13 protein-coding genes are annotated in these 12,059 nt (G+C 42.5%); 8 read left to right on the top strand and 5 right to left on the bottom strand.

Going from position 1 to position 12,059, the window contains the following annotated elements; translation table 11 throughout:
* The first annotated feature begins 686 nt into the window (after window positions 1-686).
* From crtA to hpsJ-A, 3 genes are read left to right on the top strand one after another with little or no spacing between them, the layout of a single operon-like run.
* The gene (crtA, locus tag ACTIE0_RS19995; RefSeq protein ID WP_006620331.1) at window positions 687-1,553 is read left to right on the top strand and encodes a cyanoexosortase A; all 867 of its coding nucleotides are present in this window, start codon (window positions 687-689) and stop codon (window positions 1,551-1,553) included.
* Window positions 1,554-1,558: 5 nt separating this feature from the next.
* Complete coding sequence (locus ACTIE0_RS19990) at window positions 1,559-2,215, top strand: cyanoexosortase A system-associated protein (protein ID WP_006669733.1); 657 nt, start codon at window positions 1,559-1,561, stop codon at window positions 2,213-2,215.
* A gap of 35 nt (window positions 2,216-2,250) precedes the next feature.
* Window positions 2,251-2,994, top strand: a complete 744-nt coding sequence (hpsJ-A, locus tag ACTIE0_RS19985; RefSeq protein ID WP_006620333.1) for an HpsJ-like protein, cyanoexosortase A-associated — start codon at window positions 2,251-2,253, stop codon at window positions 2,992-2,994.
* Between the two features lie 18 nt (window positions 2,995-3,012).
* On the opposite strand, the gene ACTIE0_RS19980 is transcribed toward hpsJ-A, so the two are convergent.
* On the bottom strand, window positions 3,013-3,879 hold the full coding sequence (locus ACTIE0_RS19980) for a pentapeptide repeat-containing protein (protein ID WP_006669734.1): 867 nt from the start codon (window positions 3,877-3,879) through the stop codon (window positions 3,013-3,015).
* Window positions 3,880-4,495: 616 nt separating this feature from the next.
* On the opposite strand from ACTIE0_RS19980, the gene ACTIE0_RS19975 reads away from it, so the two are divergent.
* Complete coding sequence (locus tag ACTIE0_RS19975) at window positions 4,496-4,669, top strand: hypothetical protein (protein ID WP_006620335.1); 174 nt, start codon at window positions 4,496-4,498, stop codon at window positions 4,667-4,669.
* A gap of 208 nt (window positions 4,670-4,877) precedes the next feature.
* Here ACTIE0_RS19975 and argF read toward each other — a convergent pair whose 3' ends face one another.
* The gene (gene argF, locus ACTIE0_RS19970; RefSeq protein WP_006620336.1) at window positions 4,878-5,801 is read right to left on the bottom strand and encodes an ornithine carbamoyltransferase; all 924 of its coding nucleotides are present in this window, start codon (window positions 5,799-5,801) and stop codon (window positions 4,878-4,880) included.
* Between the two features lie 12 nt (window positions 5,802-5,813).
* Entirely contained in the window at window positions 5,814-6,821 is a 1,008-nt protein-coding gene (gene dusB / locus ACTIE0_RS19965) for a tRNA dihydrouridine synthase DusB (protein WP_006669735.1), read from the bottom strand.
* A 274-nt stretch (window positions 6,822-7,095) separates the two neighbouring features.
* Here dusB and ACTIE0_RS19960 point away from each other — a divergent pair, with 274 nt between their 5' ends.
* Entirely contained in the window at window positions 7,096-8,013 is a 918-nt protein-coding gene (locus tag ACTIE0_RS19960; RefSeq protein WP_006669736.1) for a vitamin K epoxide reductase family protein, read from the top strand.
* A 72-nt stretch (window positions 8,014-8,085) separates the two neighbouring features.
* Here ACTIE0_RS19960 and ACTIE0_RS19955 read toward each other — a convergent pair whose 3' ends face one another.
* On the bottom strand, window positions 8,086-9,369 hold the full coding sequence (locus ACTIE0_RS19955) for a serpin family protein (protein ID WP_006669737.1): 1,284 nt from the start codon (window positions 9,367-9,369) through the stop codon (window positions 8,086-8,088).
* 156 nt (window positions 9,370-9,525) lie between these two features.
* On the opposite strand from ACTIE0_RS19955, the gene ACTIE0_RS19950 reads away from it, so the two are divergent.
* From ACTIE0_RS19950 to ACTIE0_RS19940, 3 genes are read left to right on the top strand one after another with little or no spacing between them, the layout of a single operon-like run.
* Window positions 9,526-9,720 carry a hypothetical protein gene (locus tag ACTIE0_RS19950; protein ID WP_071776832.1) on the top strand — a complete coding sequence of 65 codons (195 nt, stop codon included), beginning with the start codon at window positions 9,526-9,528 and terminating at the stop codon, window positions 9,718-9,720.
* Between the two features lie 53 nt (window positions 9,721-9,773).
* The gene (scpB, locus tag ACTIE0_RS19945; protein WP_006669738.1) at window positions 9,774-10,298 is read left to right on the top strand and encodes an SMC-Scp complex subunit ScpB; all 525 of its coding nucleotides are present in this window, start codon (window positions 9,774-9,776) and stop codon (window positions 10,296-10,298) included.
* 48 nt (window positions 10,299-10,346) lie between these two features.
* On the top strand, window positions 10,347-10,700 hold the full coding sequence (locus ACTIE0_RS19940; protein ID WP_006620345.1) for a DUF760 domain-containing protein: 354 nt from the start codon (window positions 10,347-10,349) through the stop codon (window positions 10,698-10,700).
* Window positions 10,701-10,743: 43 nt separating this feature from the next.
* Here ACTIE0_RS19940 and ACTIE0_RS19935 read toward each other — a convergent pair whose 3' ends face one another.
* Entirely contained in the window at window positions 10,744-11,958 is a 1,215-nt protein-coding gene (locus tag ACTIE0_RS19935; protein ID WP_006620346.1) for an HhoA/HhoB/HtrA family serine endopeptidase, read from the bottom strand.
* Window positions 11,959-12,059 lie beyond the last annotated feature (101 nt).

The raw sequence follows: 12,059 nt of genomic DNA, 5'->3' as shown, positions 1-12,059 counted from the left end.
CATTTCACCTTTTTCTTTTGACCGGAGCGTATCAAACTAGTTCGCTGCTTACTGATGACGGTGGTTCAAGCCAGACATTCGGTTTCCCTAATCATGGATGGTTGGCAGTGGTCGCATCTTGGTAGTGAGTTCTACCTCACGCCTTCCGTTCCCCGCTTCAATCCTGGAGTTATGATTTCCAAAACTGGGGGTGGCTAACGCCGTTACTCTCTACTCCCTGCTATATCATGGAGTCTACACTCTCCAATCAAAACAGTTTGTTTATGACCTTGAGTCCCCTGCCTTGTTTGGAAGGTTGTCTTTCCAAACGTTGGGACATATAAACAGTTATGGGGATGGTCAGGAGCGAGATCCTTATATTCAACCAAGGGGCTGAAATTCCCACCAGGAGGTTATTTCGGGTATCTCAACCCTATTTCATGCCTGAACGTCTCGCACCAACATTATCAGAAAATCATAATAATATTTAGTATTTGAGACTTACAGCCATATAGTTATCTGTTGAGAGATTATATTCTCCAGGCGATCGCTATATAAATCCCCCCTTCCAGCTATAATCTAGCTAGGCTATTATTGACAACCCAGACATCTACATCTGTAGGAAATTACCCCCATTGATGAATGTCCTAGTATCCGATAGATAATGGCTAGAGTATTTCACCATAGTAATATTTGGGAAAAAATTGATGATGAACACACCTAATTTTTTGTCAATTCAATCCTGGAAACAGTCAGAATTTTGGCTGATGGCGATCGCCGCCGGTTTAATGTCAATTCACCTCACCCTAATTTATCATCGTAATAACGTCAGTTTTTTGGCACTAAGTATCATGTTTTGGCTATCTGCATCTTCCTTGGTATGGGAGAAAATCCAGGAATTAGCAAAGCAAACCAGCAGCCCCTGGGCCACCTTATTAGGGATGCTAATAATTGCCATAGTGTTGCTAAAAAGCGCTACCCGTCCTACTTCTAACTGGTTAGGGATTTCGCCATTTATATCAGCCCTGGGCTGGACACTAATAGCTTCCGGTTTTAGTGGCTTTCGGGAATACTGGCGGGAACTAACAATCTTATTTTTTCTGGGTGTTCCCAAAGTATTTATTTGGCCGTTAGTAGATATTTCAGGTATTACCGCTAAATTTGCCGCCTTAATTTTATGGTACGCTGGGGCTGATGTTTCTCTGGATAAATTTAACGTCATGCTACCGGAGGGAGGAGTGAGTGTCAATATGGGATGTTCCGGGTTAGAAGGAATGTTTTACCTGTTAGGATTATCAGTGCTATTTCTGGTGATGTTTCCCCTAGAGGTACTCTGGAAAAAAATTATTATTCCCGTGGTAGCAGTATTAATTAGTTTTGTAGTCAATGGATTTCGGATTGTCTTATTAGCTGTGCTGGCTAATGCCCAAAAACCCGAAGCAGTTGATTACTGGCACGTCGGAGAAGGTTCTCTGATATTTTCTATGATTTCGGTGGCATTGTTTGGCTGTTTTTGTTGGTTTATGATTAAACAGGATACACCACCAACTAATCAAGACACCCTCAGCCCATAAATGTTATGAAAATCTGGGAAAATTTGCGAATTTCATTACTTGTGCTAACATTTGGGGGAGTAGTTATAGTTCTAGGAAAATCAATCCTAGAGCCCCAGAAAACTACTGAACAAGTTGTCGAACTCTTTACCTTTCCGGCGATCATCCCCTTACCTGGATGGCAGCATCAGGAAAGTGAAGCACTGACAGAACCCTGGGGAAATACTTATCGTTATCAGCAGAATGATAAAATTCTACAGATAGAAATGCGATATGTTGATCATCCTCATCCCAATGAAAAACTGTTTCGCCAGTATGATCCGAGGGATGCTTCTGTTACGGCACAATTTCCGACACTAACTCGCACCAATAATACAGGTTCCTATAGCCTTTCGGTTGACAATTACCGTGTCTACCTTCGATCTTGTATTAATCCACGATCGCCTAGTGCTATCACCTACGAACAGTTCATTCAAAACCGCTATACCTATGACTTACACTTTTCCCGACTTATACCAGTTATCATGGGAGCAGAACCCCTAAGAGATCACCGATGTTTGTGGTCTCATTTATCACTGCCAATTTCCAATAATTCTTTTGAGGAAACTTACCCAATTTTAGAGGAAGTTTGGCAAGTGTGGTATCAGTGGTGGCATCCTCGTTTCCCTCGACTTGAGCGCTGATTATACCCGTTCTCAATTTACCAACTTTTAAACCTATGACTCAATCTGATGGCAAGCCTCTTAATGATAAAATAGAGGTACTTTGGAAGTTCAGCTCTAACCTGTTAAAAACTATTCCTCCCCTGCGAGCGGTTGGCTACGGGTTATTATTTTTATCAATGCTAGATTTGCTCACCATTATACTTCCTCCCCAACTTATGAACCCGGTTTGGGAGTTTCAAACTATGGGGGGGATTGTGGAAAGGTCTGCTGTTCCTCTCATTTCTCTGGTGTTTATTTTCTTTGGGGAACGCAATTTACGAGGTCGATTTGAAGAACCTTTGTTAATGTTCATGTCCTGGTTTTCCTTACTGTTAGGTGTACTATTTATTTTAATGGTTCCCCTAGGGATTTTCAACACTCTGAGAATTGAGCAACAAAGCAGTGAGCAAATTGATAGTCAAGTGGAACAACGCATCACGGATATTCAAACGGTTCAGCAGCAGTTAGAACAGACCACATCAGAAGACCAAATGCGGGAACTTATCAGCCGTCTGGATACCCAAGGACGCTCTCCTGATATTCAAAACCGGGAACAGGTGAACCAAATTAAAGAAGAGCTTTCTGGTTTTCTGTCTACTACGGCGCAAAGGACTCAAATTGAAGCAGAACAAACCCGCAGAAACCGCAGAATTACCCTCTTCAAAAATTCGGTTAAGTGGAATATAGGGGCTTTGGTTTCCGGTGTCTTATTTGTGACTATTTGGAGAGGAACAGCTTGGGCTAGGAAAAAAGTTTAAGCAGTTACTCAGCGACTATTAAACGGGGGAAGAACTAGACGATCGCATGGGTATCAACTTGGAGGAAATCCGAGAAATTAGTGCGATCGCATCTTCTTCTAAAGATTGATAATTAGAAGGGAAAGGATAACGCCCTTGTCTATCAGCTTTCAGATAAACAAAATCACAGACAGCCCGCCGGAAATTAGTCTGATTATTAATCTTTAATTGGTCTATACATACTCCGGTCAGTGTAGCTTGCTCAAAATTTGTATGGAAAGCTAAAGCATTTGACAAATTTACTTCTTCGAGGTTAGCGCGAGTTAAATTAGCATTTTCCAGGTTAGCCGACCGTAAGTCTGTACCTAATAAATTAGCACTTAATAGATTAGCTTTACACCATTTAGTTTCACTGGCGATCGCTCCCATTAATTGCGATCGGTAAAGATTTGCGCCACTAAAATCAGCACCCTGAATATCAGCACCTCGAAAATCTACACCCACCAAATGAGCATTAGTAAAATTGACATTTCGCAAGTCAGCACCTTTAAAACTTGACCCTTGCAAATAAGCCCCAGTAAAATCAGCCTCTTTCAAATAACTACCATCAAAATGAGCTTGATCACCCTCAACATTTTGGAAACTTCCCTTTAAACAATAGGCTCCTTTTAAATCCGTATCTGTGAGGTTAGTTTCTCTAAAATTAATCCCTTTGAGATACATTCCTTTGAGGTTAGCATTCATCAGATCCGGCTGTACTTCCGGGTAATCTTCTCGCCATTTGTTCCAAAATGCAACCCCTCGTCTCAAGCAGGTTAACTGTTCCTGGTTTACCACTGTTAAGCCACCCCCTAATTTAGATTCTACTGAATATTCAGGAATTTTAAAAGTTGCTAATTGGGACATACATACTACCCTCAATTTATGGGATTATTTGTAGTTATAAAACATATCTGAGGCGATCATATCATCAATTTTATTTATATAAAAATAAATTATGGATGGTTGGAGATATATATAGGGAGCCATATCAATCTAATTTCCCCTTCAGCTAAATGGTATATATACTTAATAGGTGTGGGAGTTAGTTGTTGAAGTAATTTTAAGCAATTTTCATACTTAAATTTACACTGATGAGTGTAGCACCCTAATGGCCTAGAAAACATCTACCTAGAGAATGATGATCGCCTCAGATATAATTGCTAGTATCGCTAACTTTAAATTAATCCTCACAGCCATGATTATACAGTTGTTAATATTACATTAACCACAGCACACAACCAGGTTGAACCGTAGTAACAATGGCTCAATCAGCACCCGGTAGGGATAGTGGTGACTTTTTACTAAAAAGTGGGCCTTTTTATTGACATTGCCTAAATCGATGATTAGACTGGTGTTAAATACAGAAAAACTACAGCCATATGAGGGGTGAATCACCCTACCGAGGCTGTAGTAAAAAGCGATCGCGTACCGTGCGCGTAGCAGGTACTCTCCATCGTAATTTAGTGAGGAATTTCAAGATATGGAAGCTGTTCTCATTGGTGTTATCTTACTAGGATTAATATGGCGAACGGAACCCGCTCCAGCCAAAAAACCAGCACCTCCCAAGCGATTTTATGTTGACAAGAAAATTCTCAAAAGGGTTACCACCAACAGCAAAGTCCCCGCCGACTGGGGGGATCCAGATGATGATTAGGATTGAATTTCCAGTTAATTATACCCACTTAATCATGATTAATGAGACCAGATAAAACCTCAGATATTTTGATTTTTGGCAGGGATAAATCAGCTTAATTTTGCTGTATTTGGCATCTCTAAATTGCCAATAATAATTGACATAATCAACCCGGTGGGTGAGGTATAGGGTGCAGCCCGAACCGGGTTAATGTGCAAGTATCGGTTAATTAATCATCAGAAAGTAAACTAGCTAATAATGCTTTTTGGGCGTGCATTCGGTTTTCCGCCTGGTCCCAAACCCGCGATCGCACACCTTCAATTACCCCATCAGTAATTTCCTGATCTCGATGAGCAGGTAAACAATGGAGAACGATCGCATCATCATCAGCCTTAGCTAATAGACTGTCATTCACCTGAAAAGGCATAAATAAAGGAATACGATCATCCGCCTCACTCTCCTGACCCATACTCGCCCAAACATCAGTATATAACACATGAGATTTCTGGACAGCTTCAGCGGGGTCATCGGTAATAATCACCTCAGTTTTACCAGCAGCGATCGCCTTAGCCTGTTCGACAATTTCGGGATTTGGCGGATACTGAGATGGGGTAGCAATTCTAATATTCATCCCCACCATAGCACAGCCCAAAAGCAGAGAATGAGCCATATTATTAGCCCCATCTCCCAAATAAGTTAAAGTCAGTCCAGCCATGCGATTAAAACATTCTTGAACCGTCATCAAATCTGCCAAAACTTGACAAGGATGCTCCCGATCTGTGAGAGCATTAATTACCGGAATTTCCGCATAACTAGCAAAAGTTTCCAAATCCTTTTGTTCAAAAGTCCGAATAGCGATCGCATCTAAATATCGACCCAATACCCGCGCCGTATCAACCAAAGGTTCCCCCCGACTCACCTGGGTAACACTAGGGTTTAAATCAATGATATGTCCCCCCAATTGATACATAGCCACTGAAAAACTGACACGGGTTCGAGTCGAAGCCTTAGAAAACATCAACCCCAAAACCTTCCTTCGCTGTAGTTTCCGCATTCCCGACTTTAACTGAATCGCCAAAGATAAAACCGAGTGTAACTCAGCCACAGTCAAATCAGCCAAACTCAGCAAATCTCGTCCTTTTAATGATTCCATAATTGCTCCTAATTATTTGAATATGGCGATCGCCCCATCGAGCAAATCACATCCCTGCTGAACCGTCTCCACCTTAGCCAGTTGTTCCCGCAGTTCATTTGCTCCTGGGAAACCTTTAGCATACCAAGTCATGTGTTTACGAGACTGATAAATACCACGCTGACCTTTGTACACCCAAAGTGCTTGTAAATGTTCCTTCGCACATTCTAAACGTTCAACCACCGTCGGCGCTGTCTTCATCTGGCCAGTTTTCAGGAAATAATCAATTTCCCCCACCAAAAACGGATAACCCAGAGTTCCCCGAGAACACATAACTCCATCAGCGCCAGTTTCCTGTAAACACTGAACCGCCGAGGACACCGAGACAATATCCCCATTAGCAATTACTGGAATCGATACATTCTGCTTGACCCTAGCGATCCATTCCCAGTTAGCTTTCCCTGTATAACCCTGAGCGCGAGTGCGTCCGTGAATGGTCAGCATTTGCGCTCCCGCATTTTCCATGCGTTTGCTAAAATCTAGGATATTGATTTCGTCCTCATCCCAACCTAAACGAGTTTTTACAGTGATGGGAACTGATACAGCTTCGTTAAGCGATCGCACTATTTTCTCAGCGATTTCCGGTTGTCGTAACAGCGAAGAACCGCCGCCATTTTTAGTAATTTTATTCACCGGACAACCCATATTCACATCAATAGTATCCGCCCCTTCTTCCACAGCTTTTCGCGCCGCCTCCACTAAAAAATCTGGGCGACAATCAAATAATTGAATACTAATCGGGCGTTCTCCTGGGTCAATTTCCATCAGAATTGGTAACTCCCGCACATGAATAATTTGGGAAGCGTGTACCATCTCTGTATACATCATCGAATTGGGAGCATAGCGCCTCACCAAGCGCCGAAATACCAAATCTGTCACCCCTGACAGAGGCGATTGTAACACCCTACTGTTTACCTCTAATTTACCAATTTTTAGGGGTGAGGATAGCCGTTCTTTTAATTCAGCAGATAGGGCAGACATAGCAGGCAGACAATTAAGCAAATCAAACTTTCATTATACACTAATATATAATAAACTGCAATCATTCATAAATCCTTGGGGCGGTCATTTACCAGCCAGCCACAGACAACCGGGAGGGGTTTCTGTGGTAGATGAGACCCCGTGGATCAACCCCCACTGTTATAGTTATAGGAGTCGCCATACCAGATTACAATCTAAATTGTTACAATTATATCTCTTGTGGTTTACCATACCGCCATCATTCCCTGGAACCTCTAATTAGGAGAAATTACAGATGATTCAAATGCGTAAGCGTTCAACTCCCTGGATTCAACAAAAGTCACGTTTGATTATTGCTGGAATTGGTGCTTTTGGTGCTGCTATTACCTCTTATCTAACCATACAAGCACTACAGGAAGGACCGACTAGCTGTCCTACAGAAGGCTGTGAGAGTGTCCTAGACAGTCCCTATGCCGAAGTTTTTGGCTTACCTCTGGCTTTGTTTGGCTTTCTGGCTTATGTCTATATGATTGCTATGGCGGTTATCCCACTATTGATTAGTTCAGAAACTCAGACAACTTGGCGGAAGAAAGCCGAAAATTACACCTGGATACTGATGTTTATAGGTGGGTGTTCTATGGCGATTTTCAGTAGCTATTTGATGTATATCATGGCTTTTGAAATTCAATCGATTTGCTGGTTTTGTATCGGTTCGGCGATCGCCTCTTTCAGCCTGTTAGCATTAACTATTATTGGCCGTAATTGGGAAGATATCGGTCAACTGGTTTTTTTAGGTGTCATTGTCGCTATGGTTACTATAATTAGCACTCTGGCTATTTATGCTCCCATTAATAACCCCTCCCTCACTGATGGTAGTCAAAATTCTTACAATATCACCTCAGTTTCTAATCCAGATAATATCTCCCTAGCTCAACATTTAACTAATGTGGGTGCTGCGATGTATGGTGCTTACTGGTGTAATTTCTGTCAACAACAAAAACAGTTATTTGGTAGGCAAGCTATCAATTATCTTACCTATATTGAATGCGACCCCGCTGGAGAAAACCCCCAACCGGATCTGTGTCAAGCTAAGGGTATTCCCGGATATCCAGCTTGGGAAATTAACGGCGAATTACATCCGTGGTTAATTTCTTTAGAACGTTTAGCTGAATTAAGTGGTTACACGGGTTCCCGTAATTTTGGGAATTCCTAAAAAAGCAGCTTGGTCGGGTGCGTCAGAATAGGTCAATCCCAATCATTACCCAATTCTTAAAAACTGACGCACCTATAATTCTGGGTCTACAATAGAACCCATAAATAAAATAGTGCGAGTTTGATTATCGCGAATGGCTACGAAAAATGGACGATTTACCACCATTGAGAATGGTTCAGTTATGGAGGGGGTACTTTCTGATAATATCGTAACTGAAGTGACAGCAGCGGCTTCTGTTCCCTCCTCATTAACCTCTACAAAAGTCTTATGTTTAACCTCAGAAATGCGTACATTGTTATCTAAAGTCATATTAGAAAAATCAGCTTGATTCGGGTGAAAAGCTATATCCATCCCCATGGATTTCAAACTATCGTTTAAACCGACTTCATACTCCAGTTTAAACCGGGGGAGTCGGAGCGAACCTGGTCGCGATCGCATTTGATTAATCCACTCTTCCCACTGGGTAGCATTCAACCGTGTATAAAAGCGATCAATGCTCACATTTTCACGGGGGAGAAATACATATAAACTAAATCTAGCATCATCACCGTAGGGAATGCTAATCCCTTGAAAATCAGAGTTTTCTAGATACAAATAATTACCAAATTTAAACATCAGGGGATGAATTTTCTGGCTACCATCAATCAGGGTAAAAGGCTGTGATTCGGTGCGTTCTTCGTCAAATTGTTCCGACCATCTCCCCTTAAAATATATGGCATTAATTAGATACAGAATAGTTTGATTGGGGATAGTTTGGACAATCTGAGCAATTTTGCCATTAGTTTCCTGTTTAACCCAATCATTAATTTGGGATGGCGTATCAGGACTACTAAAATCAACTGCTGTGAGTTTAGCCTGATAAAACTGATTTACCCTATCCAGAAAATCTGGTAAGAAAAAAGCAGATTCATGTAACCACAGAGAATTAGCAATATTAATTTGCACATCTTGATTAATGGCTGAAATTGAGTTATTGAGAGCCAAATTTGCCTGATTGAGTTCTGCTAAACTGATACCCTGAACTTGCAAAGTTTCAGCGATCGCCTCTTGAGTAGTTCCCGCCGCTCCATTATAGGTCATAGCCATAGCATTAGTAATACTCGCCGGAGAAATAAAAATATTTTCCTGACTTTGATGCTGATAAACATGATCAAACAGCTTAAACGCAAAACCGGTGTAAGCCGCCGCGACTTGGTAATTAATCCTCATATTTTCCGTAGTTTGATGTGCGCTTAAATCCGATGTTAAATGGGAATCTGGAATTTGATCAACAGCCCAACCACTGACTGCCACCATGACAGCCGTGGCTATTAATAATCCGATGTATTGGCAAGAATTAGCCCATAATTTTTTCATAAAATAACCTCAAATCATTGGGCAGCGATCCTGTCTAAAGATCTACTATTATTGATATCTATGTAGTCATCAAAAATCCGCCAATTATCGCATCCAAATATCTCTCTCGATCCCAGCCTTAGCCCCAGCCAGGTAGGAGTTAAGGTCCCAGGGGAGTTGGGGGGAGTCGGGGAGGACTCAGCCATTTCTGTAGTGAAGGTGGAAAAAGCGATCGCGGTTAGGGGGGTAAGAGATGGGACAATTGCTGCCCAAGATGCCACTAATTTAACCTTCATAGAGCCAGTAAATAATGATTATTTGTTAACGGAAATTGCCCTAGGGAGGATAATTTATGCTATCATGTGGCTATAATTGTGGCATAGTTCCCAACTTAATGGGAAATGTTATAAAGTACCGACAGTTTTATGTCCATTAGTCTCCCAGCTAAGATTGAAGCGATTTTGTACCTGAAAGGTCAAGCCTTGTCCTTGTCCGAGATTGTACAATTAGCTCAATGCGATCGCGCCGAAGCAGAAGAGGCCATAATTCAACTAATGTCAGATTATGCCCACCGGGATACTGCCTTAGAAATTGTGGAAACCAAGAAAGGTTACAGCCTGCAACTGCGCCAAGCCTACGGGGAACTAATGCACACCCTAGTACCACCAGAATTAGGTGTAGGGGCTTTACGGACTTTAGCAGCGATCGCCCTTAATGGTGGCATTACCCAAACCGATCTCGTAGAATTACGAGGTTCGGGGGCTTATCAGCACGTTCAGGAACTGGTAGAATTAGAATTTGTCACCAAACGACGACAACCCCAAGCCCGTTCCTATTGGTTACAGGTAAGTAAAAAATTCCATCAATACTTTCAACTAGACCAACTTCCCCAGCAACTGTCGCTAAATTTAAAAGCAAATTTGCCCGAAGATACCACAGCATCCAGTTAAATCGACTAAACTAGAAGTAAAGTACAGCAGACACTAACAAGTCACCTCATGGTTTTTAACTCCGACTTTCATTCGTCTAATGACCAAGAAATCTCTGAGAACCCCCTGTTGCACTATCTACAACATCAACATCCCGATGTTTTAGCCCACATTGCTCAATCAGCCAGTCCAGAGATCAAAGAAATAATTTCCCGCAATGTCCAAGGTCTGGTAGGCGTTTTACCCTCAGATGACTTCGACGTACAAATCACAACCAATAGAGACAACCTGGCTGGCTTACTAGCTTCAGCCATGATGACTGGTTATTTTCTCCGTCAGATGGAGCAACGTATGCACCTGGAGGAAAATATATCCAGGACCGCGTCTTCGCGTTCCCAATCAACTAAACCAGAACGGGATTAACCGGATTAACCGGATTAACGGGTAATAGTAATTTACCCAAAAATCAGTCAACTCCTGATAGGGCGGAGTCTGGAGCTGCAGCCATCTGCACTTTCATGGTTTCGATTTTTCCAAGGCGGTCAATCTCAATTTCCAACTCTTGTCCCACTAGGGTCAATTGTATTTGCTCTTGGACTTGGGTGGGGGTGCTAACCGGGGTTCCGGCGACTCGATTAATGATATCTCCCCGTTGAATACCAGCATTAGCGGCGGGTGAACCTTCGACCACCCGAACCACCAACACTCCCCGATCCTTAGTCAGTTTAAGATTAAGTTGCTGATCCATCTCGTCCTTAATGGTGGGGTTAAGGGCTACCATTTTCACCCCTAGGAAGGAATGGTCTGCTCTTCCGTTATCAAATAATTGATTAGCAATTCGCAGGGCGGTTTCAATAGGGATAGCAAAGCCCAAACCTTGAGCATTAGAACGAATAGCGGTATTAATGCCAATAACTTGACCCCGATCATTTAACAGGGGACCTCCTGAGTTACCAGGGTTAATAGCAGCATCAGTTTGAATAAAGCGCACCCGTTTATTAGGGATACCGACCTGAGAACTCGATCGCCCGATCGCACTAATAATTCCCACAGTTACGGTATTATCCAAACCGAGGGGATTACCAATAGCGATCGCCCACTGACCGGGAATCAACCCCTCAGAAACACCAATAGGGGCTGTAGGTAGGTCTTGGGCTTCAATTTTGACCACAGCAATATCAGTTAACTCATCGACCCCCCTCACCTGACCTTGAAACACGCGACCATCGTTAAGAGTGACACGGACTATATTAGCCCCATCAACGACATGAGCATTAGTAATCAGACGACCATCAGAACTGATAATAAATCCAGAACCAGTTCCCCGCTGCAACCGTTCAGAGTCCTGGGGAATGCGATCGCCAAAAAATCGTTTAAACAGGGGATGATTCAAAGCATCTGGTAAATTCTTAGAAGCAGTCCGCACAGCATCAATACGAATAACCGAGTGTCCTACCTTTTGTACAGCTTCAGCGATAAAATTGGAATTACTGCGAGCAGCAATAGGACTCTGACGGTAGTAGGGTTGAGTTTCCGGGGACACTTCTCGAACCACGGGGACGGCGGGAGAATTAGTCACCAGATGATTAGCATACAAATAGCGACCACCGATTAAACCAGTACCGCCCCCGATCGAAAGTAGGGCCAGATACACGGTTAGCTGCCTAAAAGATAAATCCATGTTTAAATATTCCGACCGGATCGATATCTGATACATTTACGCGACATTTATCCGGCTATTGCCTGACAATGCGACGATAGCACTATTACCCGTTAAGGTAA

Origin of the sequence: Limnospira sp., assembly GCF_051859755.1 — a bacterium.
Lineage (GTDB): Bacteria > Cyanobacteriota > Cyanobacteriia > Cyanobacteriales > Microcoleaceae > Limnospira > Limnospira fusiformis.
The sequence above is the reverse complement of the archived record's forward strand: the minus strand, read 5'-3'. Positions and strand labels throughout refer to the sequence as shown.

Excerpts from the sequence above, each read along its gene's own strand:
- dusB (WP_006669735.1), bottom strand. The coding sequence starts at position 6,821 with ATGTCTGCCCTATCTGCTGAATTAAAAGAACGGCTATCCTCACCCCTA.
- ACTIE0_RS19975 (WP_006620335.1), top strand. The coding sequence starts at position 4,496 with ATGGAAGCTGTTCTCATTGGTGTTATCTTACTAGGATTAATATGGCGA.
- scpB (WP_006669738.1), top strand. The coding sequence starts at position 9,774 with ATGTCCATTAGTCTCCCAGCTAAGATTGAAGCGATTTTGTACCTGAAA.
- ACTIE0_RS19990 (WP_006669733.1), top strand. The coding sequence starts at position 1,559 with ATGAAAATCTGGGAAAATTTGCGAATTTCATTACTTGTGCTAACATTT.
- ACTIE0_RS19980 (WP_006669734.1), bottom strand. The coding sequence starts at position 3,879 with ATGTCCCAATTAGCAACTTTTAAAATTCCTGAATATTCAGTAGAATCT.
- crtA (WP_006620331.1), top strand. The coding sequence starts at position 687 with ATGATGAACACACCTAATTTTTTGTCAATTCAATCCTGGAAACAGTCA.
- hpsJ-A (WP_006620333.1), top strand. The coding sequence starts at position 2,251 with ATGACTCAATCTGATGGCAAGCCTCTTAATGATAAAATAGAGGTACTT.
- ACTIE0_RS19940 (WP_006620345.1), top strand. The coding sequence starts at position 10,347 with ATGGTTTTTAACTCCGACTTTCATTCGTCTAATGACCAAGAAATCTCT.
- ACTIE0_RS19955 (WP_006669737.1), bottom strand. The coding sequence starts at position 9,369 with ATGAAAAAATTATGGGCTAATTCTTGCCAATACATCGGATTATTAATA.
- ACTIE0_RS19960 (WP_006669736.1), top strand. The coding sequence starts at position 7,096 with ATGATTCAAATGCGTAAGCGTTCAACTCCCTGGATTCAACAAAAGTCA.
- ACTIE0_RS19935 (WP_006620346.1), bottom strand. The coding sequence starts at position 11,958 with ATGGATTTATCTTTTAGGCAGCTAACCGTGTATCTGGCCCTACTTTCG.
- argF (WP_006620336.1), bottom strand. The coding sequence starts at position 5,801 with ATGGAATCATTAAAAGGACGAGATTTGCTGAGTTTGGCTGATTTGACT.